The organism is Lunatimonas salinarum, assembly GCF_017811155.1.
In the GTDB taxonomy this organism is placed as follows: domain Bacteria; phylum Bacteroidota; class Bacteroidia; order Cytophagales; family Cyclobacteriaceae; genus Lunatimonas; species Lunatimonas salinarum.
The window spans coordinates 1-18,657 of the sequence record NZ_JACVCV010000022.1 but is presented as its reverse complement, the minus strand read 5'-3'; the positions used below and the strand labels follow the sequence as shown (position 1 = coordinate 18,657).

Genomic DNA, 18,657 nt, shown 5'->3' with positions numbered 1-18,657 from the left:
AATGGAGAGTCAGGGAAAAATCAAGGTTTTTTTATTGATTGCCGCTACGGTATTGACCGCGTTGGTTATGGTAAGCTACCTGAATTTTTTGGGTATCGCCGCACTTTTTGCGATACCGGTTGGGATTGGTTTTTTTTATTGGGTTTTGCAACATCCCCGAAATGCGATCTATTTTACCATCGCCTGTGCGTTTCTCGCCATAGGCGTGATCCGTTACCTTCCCTCACTCCCGTTGGGGTTGACGGTGGATTTTGCATTGATCTTGGCGATCGTAGCCGCAGCTTTCCATACCAGCCTCAAAACAGACTTTAGCAAACTGGAAAATGGACTAATGGTAGTAACTGGAATTTGGCTCCTGTACAATATTGCCCAAATTGCCAATCCCGAGGCACGTAGTACAACCGCTTGGTTCTATGCAGTTCGGGGCACTGCCTTATACATGGTGTTGACAATACCGCTTACCCTGTTGTATGCACGCAGCAATAAGGATTTGGACCGGTTTTTCAAGCTGGTGTTCTTTTTTTCCATACTGGCTTCCTTTTGGGGCCTTCGACAATACTTATTTGGGGTAGATGCCGCCGAAGAAAGATGGCTAAATACGGGTCCAAGAACCACCCATATTCTCTTCGGTAACCTTCGGGTTTTTTCTTTTTTTTCTGATGCGGGGCAATTTGGGGCTGGAATCGGCCATGCAGGCCTCATGGCGGCAATACTGGCAGTTGGGCCCTTTGCCCCAAAAACACGGCTTATTTTTGCCGCAATGGCCTTATTGTTTTTTTACCTCCTAGTTATTTCTGGAACCAGGGGTGCGTTGTTTGTGCCGATTGCCGGATCCATGGCCTACCTATTTGCCTCCAAGAACTTTAAAACCATGGGCTTCGGTATCTTGGCTCTGGGTGCCCTGATATTTTTTCTCAAGTTCACTACCATCGGTAACCAAAACTACCAGATTCGTAGGATGCGTTCCGCCCTCGATCCACAAGACGCTTCACTGACCGTGCGAAAACTCAATCAGGAAAGATTTAAAATCTACCTTGCCACTAGACCCTTTGGAGGTGGAATAGGAACGTCCGGTTCTTGGGGACAGCGCTTCAGTCCAGGAACCTTTCTGGCAGAAACACCAAACGATAGTTGGTATGTGAAAATTTGGGCGGAAATGGGCATCGTCGGTTTATCCCTGCACCTCACTATACTGGCATATATTGCGCTCGTCGGCATGTTGAAAATATGGCAAGTAAAAGACCCTCGCCTTCGGCAAAAATTGCTGGCTCTCTTTGGCGGAAATTTCGGCATAATGGTGGCAAGCTATGGCAACCCTATATTGGGCCAAATGCCCACGGGCATCATCATATACATGACCTGGGCCTACTTCTTCCTGGCAAAGGACCTAGATAACGAACTTCAAGAAAAACCGATAAAACCCACCACTCATGCAGCAACCGCTCGTCTCCATCATCTCCATTAATTACAATGGTCTAGAACATACGCTCGGTATGTTGAAGTCCTTCAAACAGATCAATTATCCAAATTTGGAATACATCATCGTAGATAATGCTTCCAAAGAAGACCCTTCACCCATCCTCGAAGCCTACCCAGAGGTTATCTTGGTGCGAAATCCGATCAACGAGGGGTTTGCCGGAGGAAATAACCGGGGAATGGAGGTAGCGAAGGGGGAGTATTTTTACCTCATCAATAACGATACGGAAGTTTTTCCTAATAGCATCGACGCATTGCTCAAACGAGCGCAATCCGACCGAAAGGTAGGGTTGTTGTGTCCCAAAATTCTCTATTTTGACGCACCAGACACCATTCAGTATGCCGGCTATACGCCGATCAGCAAGCTGACAGGTCGGGGAACTGCTATTGGCTATATGGAAAAGGACAAAGGACAACACAACCAAGCGAGGATAACTGCACTCGCCCACGGAGCAGCCATGTTTATTCCCCGTAGCGTGGTGGAAGACGTGGGTATGATGGCAGAACTCTATTTCCTTTACTACGAGGAATTGGACTATTGTGAACGGATAAAAAAAGCAGGCTACGAAATCTGGTACGAACCTGCCTCTGCGATCCTTCATAAGGAATCCATGAGTGTGGGAAAAAAATCCCTGCTAAAAACCTTTTATATGAGCCGAAACCGCTGGGTATTTCTCCGAAGAAACATTGAGTGGCCGGTATTCCTAATCACCCTTCTTTACTACTACCTGATCGCAGTGCCAAAAAATACCCTTTTTTTAGTTTTTAGAGGAGACACGGACCATGCAAAAGCCTATTTAAACGGGTTTTTCAACACATTCACCATCAAAGATCTGCACGCCAACCCAGAACTTAAACCGCTCAAAAAATGAGGATAGGCATTGAAGCACAGCGTATATTCCGAAAAAAACGACACGGCATGGATATGGTAGCCGTAGAATTGATCCGGCATTTGCAACAAACGGATCATATGAACAAATACTTTATCTTTGTCAATCAGGTAGAAGACAACTCCTGCATTCAGGCGACCGATAATTTCCAGATTATTCAATTAAAAGAAAGCCCCTATCCTATCTGGGAACAATGGCACCTGCCAAGGGCTGCCAAAAAATTCCGACTGGATGTATTGCACTGTACCAGCAACACTGCACCCATTTGGGGTGGGACGCCGCTGGTATTGACCCTGCACGACATTATCTACCTCGAAAAAATCAGCCTCAAATCCGGCACCTGGTACCAGCGACTGGGAAATCTATACAGACGATGGAACGTGCCCCGCGTGGTGCCTCGGGCTTCCTTTGTTTTTACCGTCTCTTCCTTTGAGCAAAAAAGGATTCAGGAACATTTTCCACAAATAGCAACCGATAAAATCCGGGTGGTTCATAACGGTGTAAGCCCCCATTTTCAGCCGGTTTCGACTGAGGTCCAGGAAGCCAAACGGCAACAGTACGGCTTGCCGGATCAATTTATGCTCTTCTTGGGCAATACCGATCCCAAAAAAAACCTGGTAGGTGTCCTTAGAGCGCTTCTGCTGCTGGAAAAATCCGGAAAGCTGACCGTCCCATTGGTAATGCCTGATTTTGGCGAATACGAACTGAACGCATTATTGGAAAAAATAGAAGGCTCTTCCCTACGCGAAAGGATTCATCTCACCGGATATATTCCCAATCAAGATTTGCCCGCCATCTATGCCAAAGCCTTATTTTTCCTATACCCATCCCTACGTGAAAGCTTTGGGCTGCCTATCTTAGAAGCCATGGCTTGCGGGTGTGCCGTCATCACTTCCAATACCTCCTCCATGCCAGAGATTGCCGGTGATTCAGCCCTACTGATCGATCCTTTCAATCCCAAAGACCTTGCTCGGGCCATTGCCAGCTTACTCGAGGATGAGGATCTGCGGAAAGATCTTTCAGAAAAAGGCCTTCACCGCCCCCCCCTATTCAGCTATGCCAATGGAGCGAAGAAAGTATTGGATATGTACAGACTAACCGTTGGAACAGGAGCATGAGCGAACGAAAATACTGGTTGACCTCGGGGTTCTTCACGATGATGCACCGTGGCATTGATTTTATATTGGGCTTCATCGGATTTATGCTTTTGGTTCGGATCCTATCCCCGAGCGACTTTGGTGTGTGGGTTCTGCTGATCACCATCACCGCGATAATAGATATGGCCCGAAACGGCTTTCTGCAAAACGGGATGATCAAATTTCTGGTTAACCAAGACGTAATAACCCGAGCCAAAATTCAGTCAGCCGCCCTGTGGTTGAATGCCGCGCTTACCGCCGCATTCATTCTTCTACTGCTGCTACTCGCGGCACCCGCAGAACGCCTGTTAAATTCCCCCGGTTTGGCGGAAATCCTAAGAATATACGCCTATATCCTTCCGGTCTTGATCATCCATACCCATAACCTGGTATTGATGCAGGCTACCTACGATTTCAAAGCTTATTTCTATGCCGGCATTAGCAAAAGTCTGCCTTTGTTTCTTTGTATACTCTATTTCTACTTTTATCCGGAAGCGTTGACGCTATCGACACTCGCATGGATTCAAAATGCCACATTCGTATTGGCTACGCTCATGTCTATCTATCAGGTAAAATCCCACTTTCGAGTGATCAGCGGTTGGCATAGCGAATGGGCCGCCCAGATTTTTCATTTTGGAAAATACGTGTTTGGTACCAATTTGATCTCCATGCTTACGAACAGTTTGGACAAATTTTTACTTGGAGCATTGCTCTCCCCTGTTCAGGTAGCACTGGCCAATACCGCTGGCCGGGTGATGAATATGGTAGAAATACCCGTGAATTCCATTGCTTCCATCTCCTATCCAAAAGCCACCGAGGCTTATGATAGAGGAAGGTCAAATGATGTAGCAGTCATCTACGAAAAAACCGTGGGCATGATGCTTAGCATCACTCTGCCCTTTTGGCTTTTAAACCTGCTCTTTGCGGACTATATCATTCTGTTTATCGCAGGGGAGGAATACTTGGATGCCGCTCCCTTTCTCCGGATCGTAGCATTGATAGCCCTGATCAAACCCCTCGACAGGCAGGCAGGCGTCTTTTTGGATGCCATTGGAAAGCCATTTTACAACATGGTTATGGTATTTGGTACCTTTTTGTATGGAGCAGTATTTAGCTATGTATTGATTCAACACTTTGGGCTACTGGGAGCCGCCTATGGCCTCGTCCTAGCGGTAGGTATCACCGCAGTGATCAAACAAATCATCCTACAGCGATTTCTTCCCATCCAATTGGGTCGTGCGCTACTCGCTGGAATTACCTATTACCCAGAATTGTTTCGGATGATTAAGTCGAAATTGAAAGGCAAGTAATAAGCATGAATATCTCCATCAACGTTTGAGCCCAATCCTTTTTAAGATGAAGTTGCGATTCCCGCTCCTCTGTAGTAATTTTATTTATCTGTAATTAATGGCTTTTATAGGAATCCATCCACGTAAAACAGAAAATGTATGGATGCCAACCTGTAGGCGGCATATGTCTGCCCGCCGGTACGCAGGCTACATTTGGAATGGTGATTCCCATGCGGATCATTTACCTTTCGGCTGGTTTCCTTTGGCGGTCATCGATGTCTAAGAGCCTTTAAAAAAAATATGATGAACCATCCCACTACATTAACAAGCCTTTTTGAAAAAATTAACCAAGACATGGATTTTTTACGTGCCTGCTTTACGCAGGTATTGAGAGACTTGCAGGAAAGCGACCTAGCGGACTTTCTGGAATCAGGTGAGTTTCGGGAAATTCCGACTAATGGAGACTTTCAGGAAAAGTACGTGCAACTAATCAGCATTTACTTGCAATTAATGAACTTGGTAGAGGAAAATGCAGCGGTACAATTTCGAAGAAAACGCATCATAGAAGGGGGGACCGCTTCCATTCGCGGTTCTTGGGGCGAAACGCTAAAAAGGTGGAACAATCAAGGTCTCACGGAGGATCAGATGCTTGCTATTTTGAGCAAAGTTCAAGTTACCCCCGTGTTGACGGCGCACCCCACCGAGGCGAAAAGGGTATCGGTACTGGATCTGCACCGCGAACTCTACCTCCTGCTGGTGAAGATGGAAAACAAAAACTGGACCGAACCTGAGAAAAAACAAATCAAGGAAGATATCCAAGCCCTGATCGAGCGTTGGTGGCGAACGGGCGAAGTTTCGCTCGAAAAACCGACCGTAGCCAAAGAGCGAAAAAATGTCATCCATTATTTTACCAAAGTCTTTCCCAAAGCCCTACAAAAAACCGATAAGCAACTTCTTCAAAGTTGGGAAGAGATGGGTTTTGACCCGAGACCATTGTTGGACGGTAGGAACTTTCCCACCCTGCAATTTGGTAGCTGGGTAGGTGGAGACAGGGATGGACATCCTTATGTCACCTCTGACCTTACCGCAGAAACACTTATAGCCCACCGGCAAGAAGCACTGAAGCTTCTCGAAAGGGGACTTCTACAACTGGGAGGAAGTCTAAGCTATTCAGAAATACGAAACCCGGTGCCTTGGGTACTGGAAAACGCCATTGCTTCCAAACTCAAGAAAAGTGGCGTGATGGGCGAACAGGCCGTTACTCGGAATCCGTATGAACCCTGGAGGCAGTTTGTCAACCTAATGGTGTTGGCACTTAGAAACACCCAATATGAAAAGGAGGAACCGGATCAATTGTATTACCGTGATCCGGAGGAATTATTGGAAGATTTGGCTGTTTTGCGAAAAAGCCTTGAAAGCATTCACGCACACCGAATGGCTAAAGATCTCCTTTTCCCACTGGAACGGCAGGTACTTTCCTTTGGCTTTCACTTGGCCAAATTGGATATTCGGCAGAATAGCGAGTTTCACGAGAAGGCAATCGAACAAATTCTCGCTAAGGTTTTGCCTAGCCGAAAACCCTACCGAGAATGGAACGAGGCCGAGCGAGTAGCTTGGATTAACGAAGAGCTACGAAATGACCGGCCATTTGCCGTTTCGGGCAGGTCATTCGGTCCTGAAGCAGACAAAGTCTTGGACTGCTATCGGGTAATTTTCGATCATGTCTCCAGGTATGGAACCAGGGGAATCGGTTCCTTTATTATCAGTATGACCAGAACGTTGAGCGATTTATTGACCATTTACCTGTTCTTACGGGAGGTAGGCCTGAGCGAACATGCCTTCCGAATCGTTCCCCTATTCGAAACCATCGATGATTTAAATCAGTCAGAGGAGGTCATGGAGGCCTTCCTTCAGCACCCGCTACATCGAGAAAAATTGGAAAGCTTATCCAACGTGCAGGAGATTATGCTTGGATACAGTGACAGCAACAAAGATGGGGGAATCGTGAGCAGCAGATGGCAAATATTCACTACTGAAAAGAAGCTGTCGAAACTCGGAAGGAAACATGGGGTCAAATTATGTTTCTTTCATGGGATCGGAGGCACAATAAGCCGTGGCGGAGGCAAATACCACCGGTTTTTGGAAAGCATGCCTCCCGGAAGCATGGATGGAGCCATGAAGCTGACCGTACAGGGGGAGACGATCGCCCAGCAATTTGCAAATTTGTTAAACGGAACATACAACCTGGAAATGCTCCTTTCCGGCGTTGCGCTACAGACTGGACTTAGTGTCTTTTCGCCAACACAAGAATCCTACCCGGAAACCGCCATCAGGAAGCTTGCCGCTTATTCGCATGAACATTATACTGCGTTAATTAAACATCCGAACTTTTTAACATTTTACAGTGAAGCTACGCCTATCGACGTATTGGAGCAAAGTAAAATCGGATCAAGACCCTCCCGCAGGACCGGAACCCGTACGCTCGCGGACTTAAGGGCTATCCCTTGGGTTTTTAGTTGGAGTCAGTCCAGATTCAACCTAACCGGCTGGTATGGATTAGGCAAGGCGTTGGAATCACTTCGATCAGCTGACCCGGAGCTGTATGCTGAGGTGAAATCATGCGCTGATTCTTGGCCGTTCCTTCGGTACATCCTCATTCAGCTGGAAACCAATATCATGACAGCAGACACCCAGTTGATGACCGAATACGCTGAATTGGTACAAGACGAATCGGTACGCAGGGAAATGATGTCCCTAATCTTGGGTGAACACGAACGGTGTCTGTCGGAATTGGACCGATTATTTTCCAAACCCCGTCAAATAAGAAGGCAGAGCCAACTGCACAGCATGCAGCGGAGAGCCTTGCCACTTCGTGTTTTGCACAGGATGCAGATTCGTTACCTGAAGGAATGGCGAAACAAAAAACGGGATACAAATGTCAGCGACGAAGCACTGATCACAAGGATATTAGAGATCACCACCGCACTCTCCAGTGGCCTCAAAAATACCGGATAAGACCATCTTCTTCCTTACAAATCTTTGTTGCTCCACCATTTGGACAAATACCTGAATTCCTTCTTGCGGGCTTCCCACACTTCATCTATTTCGACAGCATACGAATGCTCGGTAGCCATGAAGTCTTTATTGGCTCGTTTTATTTTTAGAAATCCGGAGATCTGGCCCAACACGAAAAGTGGGATCTGAGGGATAGCGCGCCTGACGGGGCGAGGGGCTCTATTCAAAACAAGAATAGCCAAGAAGCCTATCACAAAGGTAGCCAACGCGGCCAACAGAGACAGTGATAGGACAGGATTGAGAAACAAGCCAAGCACCATTAAAAATAGTGTCATCCCAATCAAAACCACCATGGGGGGCATCAAAACGGCTACCGAAAACAACATTGCGTTCCAATCGCCTCGAAGGACTGCTTTACCGAACGACTGCATAGCCTGCAAGCTGTGGCGAAAATAACTGTTTAACCACCGGCCTCGCTGCTTTCCGATCTGATGTGCGGCAGATATTTTCTCGTCAAAGATAATTGCAGCGCCTGCATAAGCTATCCGGAAACCCTTGGTCACCATCTGTAACTGAAGCGATTTGTCTTCTGAGACCACCACACCTTTCTCTTTAAACTCTTCCATTTCTCCGGCGATATTTTCCTTGTACAGGTCCAGCCGAATCGACATGCCAGAACCCGCAATAGTCGAAGAAGAACCTACCTGGTAAAGGGCCTTTCTCACTGCATAATCGTAATAATATTCCCCTAATGCATCCAAAGCAGCATAGGTGGTGTCAACGTTTTTGGCTATTCGCTTTCCCTGAACCAAGTCAAAACCAGCTTGGTGATAGCGATCAAGAACCGATAGAAAATGGTCGGGTACCAAGTTATCTGGATCAAAGACCACCACGTGGCTGTGGTCCGGTGACAAATGCGTTAGCGCGTAGTCCAACGAGGCCACCTTACTGTTCAATGGTATTGGGGGAACTAACAAACTAAACCGGGGATCGGAAAGCTGTTCGATTGGATTATCCACCGCATCTGCCACCAAGTATACGTGAAAATGAGGATATCGCTGTGCAATCAGCGAACGCACCAATGGCCACGCGATACCCAAGTCCTTGTACGCCGTGATGACACAGGCAAAATTACTCTCCGGGGTCACATCATTATCCGGATCCACATCATCCGAAACGAATATGGAAACCAATGAAATGACAAATGGGAATATAAGATAAAATCCACAAAGCAGGGAAAAGGCGATTAGTATACTCAAGACGCTAAAATTTTGATGAATTATTTAGTAAATTTACCATATTATTGAAGGCAATTCGACAATCGCATTTACTATTTTTACCTTACATGACAAATCTCAGGCAGCTTCCTATTGTGATGATCAGTATGTCCCGTTGGGATGGCGATTTTTCTTCTGCCGCTTGGTCTTTGGCGAAAACATTTGCCAAAAATCAGCCGGTTATCTATGTCGATTACCCCTACACCCTCCTCGACTATTTTCGGGAGCGAAAAAAGGCCACAGTTATTAGACGAAAACCTGCACTTTGGTGGGGCAAAAATTCAGTCAATCCACTGAATTCCTTTGGAAAGTTTCTTTACGCACTGACTCCTAGGCTGATGATCCCCGTAAATTGGCTTCCAAAAGGTCAGATCTACCGTTTTTTGGCCGGAATCAATGACCGCATCTTAGCATCTGATATAAAAAGAGGACTTAAATCCCTCGGAATGAATGAATTCCTCTTTTTCAATTCCTTCAATCCACTCTACCTATCCAAGCTTCCCAAAGGCTTTGATCCGGCCTTTTTCATTTACCAATCACGGGACAATATTCGCGCACTGGAACCCTACCTTAGGAAACACGGAGCAACGGCAGAGATTCAAGCCATAAAAGAGGCTGATTTGAGCATCGTTACTTCCCGGCAGTTACAGGCAGACCTTACCCATCTATCCGGGCGTACGGTCCATTACTTGCCTAATGCCGCCGAATTCGATACATTTAAGCGGGCGTTCTTAGAAAAAATCCCTATGCCCGCCGATTTAGCGGAAATTCCCGGGCCCTTGATAGGGTATACCGGAAACATCTGTCATCGATCAAATTACCCCTTACTGGCTAAAATTTGCGAAGTGCACGCGGATAAATCTTTTGTGATGATTGGCCCGCGAAACCATTGGTCTAGCACCGATATAGACCTGGATGCAATACCAAATCTGTATTTTCTGGGGCCTAAACCCATCGAACGCCTGCCCGATTACTTGGCGCATTTCGATGTGTTAATACTTCCCTTTCTGATCAATGAGGTTACCAAAAGCATTTATCCGTTAAAGATAAACGAATACCTGGCATCTGGCAAACCCGTGGTAGCCACCCCATTTTCTGAGGATATTAAGGCCTTTGGCGGGGTAATACGATTAGAGGAATCCCCGGAAAAGTTCGCCTCTGCCATTTCCGAGGAGCTAAAATACGACAATGCTGAAAAAAGAGCTGCGCGACATGCTGTAGCTTCCGAAAACACCTGGGATAATCGCACGAAGGAGATCTGGCAAATGGTGGAAAATTCTCTGTCTTCCAAACAATCCGGCTAAACACTCTCACTTTGAAACAATGCCGGTATGGTGCGTAAGATAATCTTAATATCAAACCAGACACTAAAGTTTTTCACGTAGTCGTTGTCCAAGCTCAACCGCTCATCTTCTGACATCTCTCCCCTGCCCCTTTTTTCGACCTGCCACAAGCCAGTAATTCCTGCGGGACCCAAAAATCGCAGCGCATATCGATCAGTGGTGATTTTTTCTGCTTCATAGAGCGGAAGTGGTCGATTTCCCACAAGCGACATATCACCTTTAAGCACATTCCAAAGCTGAGGGAGCTCGTCAATACTTGTGTTCCGGATAAACTTACCTATTTTGGTGACCCTTGGATCATCCTTTATCTTGATAAATGCGGCCTCCTTATTGGAATTCTTTTGGGCTGTATAAAGTCGCTCACAAACCATCTTCTTATCATCGTAAAGCGGCTGCATACAGCCACTTCCTGCCTGCTCACAAAATTCACAGATTTCCTTCACTTCTACATCCGCCGCATCCGCACTGGGCTGTCCAGTTGAGTATTGATTCAGGTGCTTTAAATTTTTCAGCTTTGCGTCGGCATCCGTCTGCATTGACCGGAGTTTGTAAAATTTAAATATAGTGTAACCCGTACCTACGCGGTAGGAATAATAAAACACCGGACCTTTTGACTCCAATTTGATTAAAATACCAATAATCAGGAATAGTGGGGAAAGTACCAAAAGCGCTATACCGGAAGCCATTATATCTACCAGCCGTTTGATAAACGGAATTTTGTAGGGCTTTAACCTTGGATCGTGCAGTATTTCACGCTTGCTGTTATTCAAAACGGGATGGTTGCACTGAAAATCCAATCGCCGCCGCAGTCGACCTTTAGACAGCGGCATTTGAAACAAGTCTGTAATACCTCCCTTGAGCGCATCTTTGATTTTTTCCTGATCGATTTCATCCACCACAAGAAAAAATGGGATATTACTAAAACCCAAATCGACCATTGTTTTTCTCAAGGCCAATCCATGCACATCTCTCAACGGAGAAACACTCAATACAAAAGCATATTCAGCCTTATCCTTCGTAAGGGAATTGTAAAAAAATATACCATTAGTAAAATGGTCTACCTGATAGACCTCTTCCAAATATCCTGTAATTTCCGCTGAAATAACCGGATCAGCGGATATCAATGCCGCAACTGGCCTATTATTATCCATACACAACTATTGTAGATACTCCAATTTCCCCAGTCTCCTCAATATCGAATTTATTCGTGCTTCCAATTCTTTGGGATTAAATGGCTTTACCATGAAATCATCGGCACCGGCATTCAGAATCGCAATCTTCTTTTCAGAGGACTCGGTGGCAGAAAGCATAATCACGGGAATTGACGAGAAAAATCCCGATGATCTCAAAAATACAACAAATTCCTCCCCACTGATTTCCGGCATGTTTAGATCACAAATGATAATATCGGGGATATTCCCTTCCTGCATCCAAGTAATGGCATCAGCAGGCTTATTGAAAACCTTAACCTGGAATTTTTCCTTGAAGTAGTGTTGTATTATCAGCAATACCGACGGTTCGTCGTCAATGGCAAGTATGTTTAGGTGATCTTTCATATCGCATTAATTAATTTTCAATCGTTAAAACTTACCCCGCAATAAAATGGGGTTCTACCGCAAGCAAACTTCCTTACCTAGATTCATACGGCTCTCGTGATATTAAGTGACCAGTAGGATGATATGCACTCGCAATGCTTAATTCGTCCCTAATATACTATTCAAAAGCAAAAACTACATGATTTTAACGCATTATCTACATTAATATACCAAAAAAAACTAGTTAAGATATTACAAAGAATAGCATTTCATTACAAATACCAAATAACTATATTCAAATAGCATTTTCCAGTATCTGAACAAAATAAAAAAACCAAGCCAATTTACTGGCTTGGCTTTATCCACCATAAAGGCTACACCTATTCCATATCAGCCAATTCCTTGTCAAAATAGGCGATGGTCTTTTCCAATCCTTGCCGTAACTGGATTTTAGGCTCCCAATCCAACTCTTTTTTGGCCAAATCAATCACAGGTTTACGCTGCATTGGATCATCTTGGGGCAGCGGCAAGAATTTCAATTTGCTTTTCGAACCGGTGAGCTCCAACACATTCTCAGCTAATTCCAGCATGGTAAATTCTACCGGATTACCGATATTAACGGGACCCGTGAACCCATCCCTGCTATTCATAAGCTTATACATCCCTGAGATCAAATCATCCACATAGCAAAAACTTCTCGTTTGATTCCCTTCACCGAAAATGGTAATATCCTCTCCCTTCAACGCCTGTACAATGAAGTTACTCACCACCCTACCGTCATACGGATTCATACGGGGCCCATACGTGTTAAAGATACGCATCACTTTAATTTTTAGCTTATGTTGCCGATTGTAGTCAAAAAACAACGTTTCTGCACAGCGCTTGCCTTCATCGTAACACGCCCGCGGCCCGGTGACGCTTACACTACCCTTGTAGGATTCGGGCTGCGGATGAATCTCAGGATCGCCATACACCTCGCTGGTGGAGGCCTGTAAAATTTTAATTTTAAGCCGTTTGGCAAGCCCTAGCATATTGATGGCACCAATCACGCTCGTCTTGGTGGTCTGTACCGGATCAAATTGATAATGAATCGGGCTCGCCGGGCAGGCCAAGTTATAGATTTCATCGACCTCCACATAAAGCGGCATCGTCACGTCGTGCCTCAAAAACTCGAAATTCTTGTTTTCGAGCAAATGGTGAATGTTCTTTCGCCGTCCTGTAAAAAGATTGTCTACACACAACACCTCATTTCCTTCTTTCAGCAGCACATCACATAGGTGACTTCCCAAAAAACCAGCGCCGCCGGTCACTAAAATTCTCTTCATAACTTTGAACCTATAAAATGATTATAAACAAACTACACAATTAAAATCAACTTTTGAAATTTCGGTATTCTAAAACATAAAAATATGTATAAATTAAAAAAATACCCTAATTTTCACCGCTTAAATTTTGCCGACTCCATTTCATGCTGAACCTTGGAAAAAAAATAACCTGGCATTATCCATGGCAATGCTCCACATGGTTAGCCTTATCTTGTCCTAAAGCGAACCGCTTTCCAATTCTGGGGATGGCTTGTAATCGGTGTGAGGTGTAGGACATAAGACTTAAAAACTCGCAAAAAACGAAACTGCACTGTTTTTAGGAAACCCGCAGCCGGCACTGCCCGTAGTTTGCCCTAGTGGGAGAAGTTTTCAACAGGTAGAAAACCGGAATCAACAATGGGACAACACAAATTAGCCCTAATTTTCGCCCATTGGTGTAAACAAGAAAAGTATTCGCATTTAATCCACTACTTTTACGTAAATAAATAAACCTAGTCTAATCCAAAACAAATTACCACATGAATATTCCTTACCTAGTTACCTGTTTCTGCCTAGTTGTTGCGGTTACGTTAACTTCTTCGGCACTCGCCCAAGACGGCAAGAGAGACCTCTATGAACTTAGAATCTACCACATCGAAAGTGATGCTCAGGAAAAAACAATTGACAATTACCTTAAAAACGCCTTCCTGCCAGCTGCACACCGCCACGGCATCAAGGAAGTCGGTGTGTTCAAGCCCATTGCTTCACAGCCTGACGCCGGCAAAAAAATCTATGTGTTTATCCCCTATCCCAACGCCAAGAGTTACTTCTCTCTGCCAGGCAAACTGGTGAAGGATCAAACGTACCAAACTGCGGGGAGGGAATACATACAGGCCACACACGACAATGCTCCCTATAAACGCATGGAAGTAGCGCTAATGCAGGCATTCACCGGCGCCCCCCGCTACAAAGCCTCCGGTGTATCCGGTCCGAAAAAAGATCGAATCTATGAGTTGAGAAGCTATGAGGCGGCAACCGAGAGGCTATATCAACAAAAGGTAAAAATGTTCAACTCCGGCGAAATCGATATATTTGACAAGTTGAAGTTTAACCCTGTCTTTTACGCAGAAACCCTTGCGGGCGCCAACATGCCCAACCTGATGTACATGACCACATTTGAAAATATGGAAAAACGCAATGCCGGATGGGATGCCTTTCGTGTAGACCCTGATTGGGAAGCCATGAAAGATCTGGAAGAATACCGTAATACGGTATCCAAGAACGATACCCGTTTGCTATACCCTACCGACTACTCGGATCTGTAAGCAGCACTTCGAAAAGGGAGTTGCCCCACTACCGGCAGTTCCCTTTTCGTCACTTTTCAAAGGATAGGCAGGCCAACCCAAACCCACTGGCTAATGAATGGTGATTTTTTCAACAAAATAAAAGCTATTCCGCTTTATGGCTTCTAGGCCTCGTTTCCATACCGCATTCGCATTCAGTAAAAAACTGTCTGAAAGCAATACCCTGCCGGCACGCATCTCATCCCCTTCGAGAAGGTGAGCCAAGCGCTCGTAACGCTGCTCATAGCCTTTAAAATTGTGCGGAAGATACCGTTTTTGCTGTATCCTTCCATCTGGAAATATCAGTGAATACGCTCGCTCGTGTCCAAACAAATACGGTGGAGTAACCCACTCTTCTACCCCGTGCATGCTGGTGTTTGGCCGCAACCCACAGCCCAAAAACAGGAGAAATCCGCCTGCTTGCCGCAATTTGGAAAAGGGAGAATGAGGCCCTACAGGTGTTTGATCCTGTTCGTGTCCCTCCACAAACCACTTGGCATCCGCCCCCCAAGCGCATACGCTGTGGGTAGGATGCATGCTTCGGAGGGTATCTCGGGAGGTTCGGAAATACTCAGAAAGTCCACCGACGCAGGACGGGGTCGCCATTAGGTCGAAAATTGGTTGATCCTGAGTGACAAACTTATACGATAATGCAGGCATCAGTAAGGTACCTTTGGGGCCAAGGATAGTTTTTAAGGCTGCCACGACCCTTTCAGCACGCTCTGGAAACTCCCCCAACGAACGGAGCGATGCATGTACCAGCAGGCTACTGCCTTCCTGCACGCCCAAACGCCGCAAATCCTCTTCCAACCGGTCAAGCTCCATGCCAGCCGATGGATTTAAAAGCCTTGGTAAGGTCAGTAAGGGACTGCTCTACCCCCATGCGTTCCAGAGACGAAGCGCCAACAAAACCGTGGGCGGTGGTTTTGGAAAGTACTTCCCGCACATCATCCGGAGTATTGATCGGCCCTCCATGGCAAAGAAAAAATAGTTCCGGATTGATATCTTTACAGGAATCGATAATTTCCTGGGTCCGGCCTATAGCTTCCTCCATACTACAGGTCGCGCCGGTAACTCCAATAGAACCTCCCACAGTGGTACCCACATGGGAAATGATGGCATCCGCCCCAGCCTCGGCCATTTGGCGGGCCTCCTCTGGTTTGGCCACATAGACGATGGAAAACAACTCCATCTTGTCAGCAATGCGGACCATTTCCACCTCCTTGTCAAACCCCATTCCGGTCTCTTCCAACACCTGCCGGAAATGCCCGTCTACGATGGAATGGGTGGGGAAATTGTTGATTCCGGAGAACCCCATCTCCTTTACTTTAAGCAGGTGGTGCCAGATTCTCCTGCGGGGATCGGACCCATGCACGCCACAGATCACAGGAATCTCCTCTACTACCGGCAATACCTCAAATTCACCGATCTCCATGGCCACCGCATTGGCATCTCCATAGGCCATTAAACCCGCCGTGGATCCATGTCCCGACATCCTAAAGCGGCCGGAATTATAGATAATGATGAGATCGGCCCCACCCTTTTCAATAAACTTTGCGCTGATACCCGTACCGGCACCCGCCGCTATAATGGCTTGTTGCTTATTCAATGTGTTTCTTAGTCGGTCACGCACTTCCTGACGCGTGTAAGGATTCCCCTTTCCTGTCCATGGATTTGGCATATTTCTAGTTGGGTTAAATAAAAGATGTGGCAATTTACCCTAAATCATCCGTTGATTCAAGGGTTTGCCTATCCGCTTGCCTGGGACGCACAAATCTATCGAATGGATTTGATTTAAGCGAAAACAGCATTAACTTGATAACCACCAATAACCCGCTTATATTTACAAAGTGGTGCACTCCTGTTGCCATTTTTGGCGTATTCCCATTTGCCGATTTTGGTGCATTGTTATTTTCCAGTCACAATGGCTCATCGACCAAAAGTCTGTATTCCTCATATTGGTGCAGAAAGGCGAGGCCGGGATGCTTCCTTGCCGCTTTGCCCTGCTCAAAGTACCGCATCTAACCTCTTATCCTTGATGGTGGTGTGCGAAAGGAAGATCTCTCTTAATTTGCCGACATGAAGGCTGAGGAGATTCTCAACCTCGTAGTCCGAGGCACGCAGCCAGGAAATTACTGGTTACGGTGTTGCGGGAAATACCCAGCGGAGAGGCTGTTCTCCTCCTGCTAAGTCCGTCCCTGTGTAGGGTAAAATCTGTTTGATGTCCATGGGGTCAAGTAGGTTGGCCTTTTCTTTTTAGCCAAAAGATACGGCATGTTAAACTTGATCTCCCAAAGTGGCAAAAATCGAACCGAAACCCGCCTCAAAACTGGCACTGTTTGAACCGAAATAGGCGGCGCAGTTAAACCGAAACGGGTGGCACAAATCGAATCGTTATATCCAGAAGCGTCTTTGATGGCTGCCCCCTGACTGCGTCAGGGCATCGGAGGGCCTATCTATTGGTTGCCCAATAGCCCTCTCCCATTTCAATGCATTCAACCCCCATTCAAATCACACGTTCCTGGTATAGCCACAGCAGCGGATTTGCGGGCCGCTCCCCTGTCCACCGCTGCAAAAGCCAACGCATAAGCAGAGAACGCAAAACTACCACCCAGCCCCGCTATGGCTGGCTATACCATGTTGGCAATCGTGATTTATTCTATCGTCAATTTAAGTTTTTTCCCAAGTCCGGCTTCCACTATCTTCCGGAAGGTCGACATTTCAAGGTCTGTTTTATCATTTTCTATTCTCGAAATGTAAAACCTTGTTGTCCCGCTTCTCATGGCTAACTGCTCTTGTGTCAATCCGGCTTTTAATCGTGCACTTCTTATCAGTCTACCGTATCTGTAGTTTGAAGGCTCTTTAATTTCATCACTGAGTTCGTAAAGCACATCTGCTCCAATTTCGTAAGGCAATGTTAAATCTTCTCCATTTTCTCCTTGTACTTTAATCTCTATGTTCGGCCATGATAGAGTATAGTTTCTAAGTCTTACCCTTTTAAACTCTTTTTCATCAAGTAAGGGGTATTCAAAATCATTCTCGGTAACATTCCACTGTTTAAAAATCTTTGCAAAGTCAAGCACTCGGCTCTCTCCGTTGTTGAACATGCATTGGATTTTGTGTCCTGAAATCTTTTCGATTCTTACTATTCTGGGTATTTTAATTTTCTGTCTCATGGCCTTGGATTTAATTTGTTGAATATCTCCAAAAGGAATGGTTTGTTATCTGCCACCCAGTCTGTCACTTTTTTTCTTTGCACTTTTGGCATTTTTCCTGCGTAAGTCTCCAACGTTTCAATTACTATCAGCTCTTCATATTCAGCGAACTTCACATGAAAGTGAGGTGGTGGATGGCCTCGCGAATAAATGTCAATCTTAATGATATCCAACGTACGTGTGGACAAACACGGCGATCCGCTCCATTTTCAGGAAAGCAACGACCACACCTGCTGTCCCTGCTGTAAAAAAGGCGTCATGCAGACGGTCCTTTACTTCGAAGCCAACGCACCGCCTCCGGCCATCAACCAAAAAACCAAGCCGATGACTCCCATTAACAACCGGTTTCGGCCGGTACGGAACAGTGCGTGCCTGCACGGCCGAAAACAGCTAAAACCAAAAAAACAAACGGAAAATCAGCCAACAAAACTGCTCAAAAAGCATATAGAAAAGAAACAACCAGCAAAAACGCCGCAGCACCAATGCCCAGCAGCAACATTTTTCACCGGAAAGAAATCACCCCGGTTTTTTTATCCCCATAGATACCTCCGCTAAATAACCCGCTACGCTTCTGTCAACTAGGTCACTGAGCCTGTTGGATATTCCGGAGCATGCTGACCCCTCTGAACCGGAATGTTTTTGAGTTGTGAATGTGGCCTGGTTGGCTGGATCCGACTGACATTCCGGCGGATGTTGACCCCCTTTGGATAGATTTTCGGCAAAATTCCGGAGCATGTTGACCCCCCTGGGTCAGGATTCCGGAGCATGTTGACCCCTCTGATTGTATATTCCGATCCATCTTGACCACCTGTTCCGGTGATGTTGACCACTTTT

17 protein-coding genes are annotated in these 18,657 nt (G+C 46.0%); 8 read left to right on the top strand and 9 right to left on the bottom strand.

Annotated features, from left to right (window positions below):
- The first annotated feature begins 1 nt into the window (after position 1).
- The 5 genes from IAQ59_RS19480 to IAQ59_RS19460 all read left to right on the top strand — a co-directional run bounded on the left by IAQ59_RS19480 (position 2) and on the right by IAQ59_RS19460 (position 7,806).
- Positions 2-1,465, top strand: a complete 1,464-nt coding sequence (locus IAQ59_RS19480) for an O-antigen ligase family protein (protein WP_209332530.1) — start codon at positions 2-4, stop codon at positions 1,463-1,465.
- Complete coding sequence (locus IAQ59_RS19475; RefSeq protein ID WP_209332529.1) at positions 1,431-2,348, top strand: glycosyltransferase family 2 protein; 918 nt, start codon at positions 1,431-1,433, stop codon at positions 2,346-2,348. The genes IAQ59_RS19480 and IAQ59_RS19475 overlap by 35 nt, the downstream gene beginning before the upstream one ends.
- Positions 2,345-3,484: a glycosyltransferase family 4 protein gene (locus tag IAQ59_RS19470; protein WP_209332528.1), complete on the top strand. Its 1,140-nt coding sequence runs from the start codon at positions 2,345-2,347 to the stop codon at positions 3,482-3,484. Before IAQ59_RS19475 ends, IAQ59_RS19470 begins: the two co-directional genes overlap by 4 nt.
- A complete protein-coding gene (locus IAQ59_RS19465; protein ID WP_209332527.1) occupies positions 3,481-4,812 on the top strand; it encodes an oligosaccharide flippase family protein in 1,332 nt (443 codons plus the stop codon). The genes IAQ59_RS19470 and IAQ59_RS19465 overlap by 4 nt, the downstream gene beginning before the upstream one ends.
- A 333-nt stretch (positions 4,813-5,145) precedes the next feature.
- Complete coding sequence (locus IAQ59_RS19460) at positions 5,146-7,806, top strand: phosphoenolpyruvate carboxylase (RefSeq protein ID WP_245189719.1); 2,661 nt, start codon at positions 5,146-5,148, stop codon at positions 7,804-7,806.
- A 14-nt stretch (positions 7,807-7,820) separates the two neighbouring features.
- Here IAQ59_RS19460 and IAQ59_RS19455 read toward each other — a convergent pair whose 3' ends face one another.
- A complete protein-coding gene (locus IAQ59_RS19455; RefSeq protein ID WP_245189718.1) occupies positions 7,821-9,065 on the bottom strand; it encodes a glycosyltransferase in 1,245 nt (414 codons plus the stop codon).
- 86 nt (positions 9,066-9,151) lie between these two features.
- On the opposite strand from IAQ59_RS19455, the gene IAQ59_RS19450 reads away from it, so the two are divergent.
- Positions 9,152-10,387 (top strand): glycosyltransferase, encoded by a 1,236-nt coding sequence (locus tag IAQ59_RS19450; protein ID WP_245189717.1) that lies wholly within the window; start codon positions 9,152-9,154, stop codon positions 10,385-10,387.
- On the opposite strand, the gene IAQ59_RS22540 is transcribed toward IAQ59_RS19450, so the two are convergent.
- From IAQ59_RS22540 to IAQ59_RS19435, 3 genes are all read right to left on the bottom strand, one after another.
- On the bottom strand, positions 10,384-11,577 hold the full coding sequence (locus tag IAQ59_RS22540; protein ID WP_209332525.1) for a sugar transferase: 1,194 nt from the start codon (positions 11,575-11,577) through the stop codon (positions 10,384-10,386). The genes IAQ59_RS19450 and IAQ59_RS22540 overlap by 4 nt on opposite strands.
- A gap of 6 nt (positions 11,578-11,583) precedes the next feature.
- Positions 11,584-11,982 carry a response regulator transcription factor gene (locus IAQ59_RS19440; protein ID WP_209332524.1) on the bottom strand — a complete coding sequence of 133 codons (399 nt, stop codon included), beginning with the start codon at positions 11,980-11,982 and terminating at the stop codon, positions 11,584-11,586.
- A 359-nt stretch (positions 11,983-12,341) separates the two neighbouring features.
- Positions 12,342-13,286 carry a UDP-glucuronic acid decarboxylase family protein gene (locus IAQ59_RS19435; RefSeq protein WP_209332523.1) on the bottom strand — a complete coding sequence of 315 codons (945 nt, stop codon included), beginning with the start codon at positions 13,284-13,286 and terminating at the stop codon, positions 12,342-12,344.
- 518 nt (positions 13,287-13,804) lie between these two features.
- Here IAQ59_RS19435 and IAQ59_RS19430 point away from each other — a divergent pair.
- Positions 13,805-14,590 carry an NIPSNAP family protein gene (locus IAQ59_RS19430; RefSeq protein WP_209332522.1) on the top strand — a complete coding sequence of 262 codons (786 nt, stop codon included), beginning with the start codon at positions 13,805-13,807 and terminating at the stop codon, positions 14,588-14,590.
- A gap of 90 nt (positions 14,591-14,680) precedes the next feature.
- Here the strand turns inward: IAQ59_RS19430 and IAQ59_RS19425 are convergent, their stop codons facing one another.
- The 4 genes from IAQ59_RS19425 to IAQ59_RS22800 form a co-directional block, all read right to left on the bottom strand.
- Complete coding sequence (locus tag IAQ59_RS19425; RefSeq protein WP_209332521.1) at positions 14,681-15,433, bottom strand: AAC(3) family N-acetyltransferase; 753 nt, start codon at positions 15,431-15,433, stop codon at positions 14,681-14,683.
- Positions 15,423-16,289, bottom strand: a complete 867-nt coding sequence (locus IAQ59_RS19420; protein WP_209332520.1) for a phosphoenolpyruvate hydrolase family protein — start codon at positions 16,287-16,289, stop codon at positions 15,423-15,425. The genes IAQ59_RS19425 and IAQ59_RS19420 overlap by 11 nt, the downstream gene beginning before the upstream one ends.
- A gap of 973 nt (positions 16,290-17,262) precedes the next feature.
- Positions 17,263-17,784, bottom strand: coding sequence for a helix-turn-helix domain-containing protein (locus IAQ59_RS19415; protein WP_209332519.1), 522 nt, complete (start codon positions 17,782-17,784; stop codon positions 17,263-17,265).
- Complete coding sequence (locus IAQ59_RS22800) at positions 17,781-17,939, bottom strand: DUF4160 domain-containing protein (protein ID WP_425342623.1); 159 nt, start codon at positions 17,937-17,939, stop codon at positions 17,781-17,783. The genes IAQ59_RS19415 and IAQ59_RS22800 overlap by 4 nt, the downstream gene beginning before the upstream one ends.
- A gap of 46 nt (positions 17,940-17,985) precedes the next feature.
- Here IAQ59_RS22800 and IAQ59_RS19405 point away from each other — a divergent pair, with 46 nt between their 5' ends.
- Entirely contained in the window at positions 17,986-18,378 is a 393-nt protein-coding gene (locus tag IAQ59_RS19405; RefSeq protein WP_209332517.1) for a hypothetical protein, read from the top strand.
- A gap of 23 nt (positions 18,379-18,401) precedes the next feature.
- On the opposite strand, the gene IAQ59_RS19400 is transcribed toward IAQ59_RS19405, so the two are convergent.
- The coding region (locus IAQ59_RS19400; RefSeq protein WP_209332516.1) for a hypothetical protein at positions 18,402-18,657 on the bottom strand (256 nt) is incomplete at its 5' end.

Bases quoted from the DNA above. Each gene is read 5' to 3' on its own strand.
- IAQ59_RS19480 (WP_209332530.1), top strand. From the start codon at position 2: ATGGAGAGTCAGGGAAAAATCAAGGTTTTTTTATTGATTGCCGCTACG.
- IAQ59_RS19475 (WP_209332529.1), top strand. From the start codon at position 1,431: ATGCAGCAACCGCTCGTCTCCATCATCTCCATTAATTACAATGGTCTA.
- IAQ59_RS19470 (WP_209332528.1), top strand. From the start codon at position 2,345: ATGAGGATAGGCATTGAAGCACAGCGTATATTCCGAAAAAAACGACAC.
- IAQ59_RS19465 (WP_209332527.1), top strand. From the start codon at position 3,481: ATGAGCGAACGAAAATACTGGTTGACCTCGGGGTTCTTCACGATGATG.
- IAQ59_RS19460 (WP_245189719.1), top strand. From the start codon at position 5,146: ATGGATTTTTTACGTGCCTGCTTTACGCAGGTATTGAGAGACTTGCAG.
- IAQ59_RS19450 (WP_245189717.1), top strand. From the start codon at position 9,152: ATGACAAATCTCAGGCAGCTTCCTATTGTGATGATCAGTATGTCCCGT.
- IAQ59_RS22540 (WP_209332525.1), bottom strand. From the start codon at position 11,577: ATGGATAATAATAGGCCAGTTGCGGCATTGATATCCGCTGATCCGGTT.
- IAQ59_RS19440 (WP_209332524.1), bottom strand. From the start codon at position 11,982: ATGAAAGATCACCTAAACATACTTGCCATTGACGACGAACCGTCGGTA.
- IAQ59_RS19435 (WP_209332523.1), bottom strand. From the start codon at position 13,286: ATGAAGAGAATTTTAGTGACCGGCGGCGCTGGTTTTTTGGGAAGTCAC.
- IAQ59_RS19430 (WP_209332522.1), top strand. From the start codon at position 13,805: ATGAATATTCCTTACCTAGTTACCTGTTTCTGCCTAGTTGTTGCGGTT.
- IAQ59_RS19425 (WP_209332521.1), bottom strand. From the start codon at position 15,433: ATGGAGCTTGACCGGTTGGAAGAGGATTTGCGGCGTTTGGGCGTGCAG.
- IAQ59_RS19420 (WP_209332520.1), bottom strand. From the start codon at position 16,289: ATGCCAAATCCATGGACAGGAAAGGGGAATCCTTACACGCGTCAGGAA.
- IAQ59_RS19415 (WP_209332519.1), bottom strand. From the start codon at position 17,784: ATGAGACAGAAAATTAAAATACCCAGAATAGTAAGAATCGAAAAGATT.
- IAQ59_RS19405 (WP_209332517.1), top strand. From the start codon at position 17,986: ATGATATCCAACGTACGTGTGGACAAACACGGCGATCCGCTCCATTTT.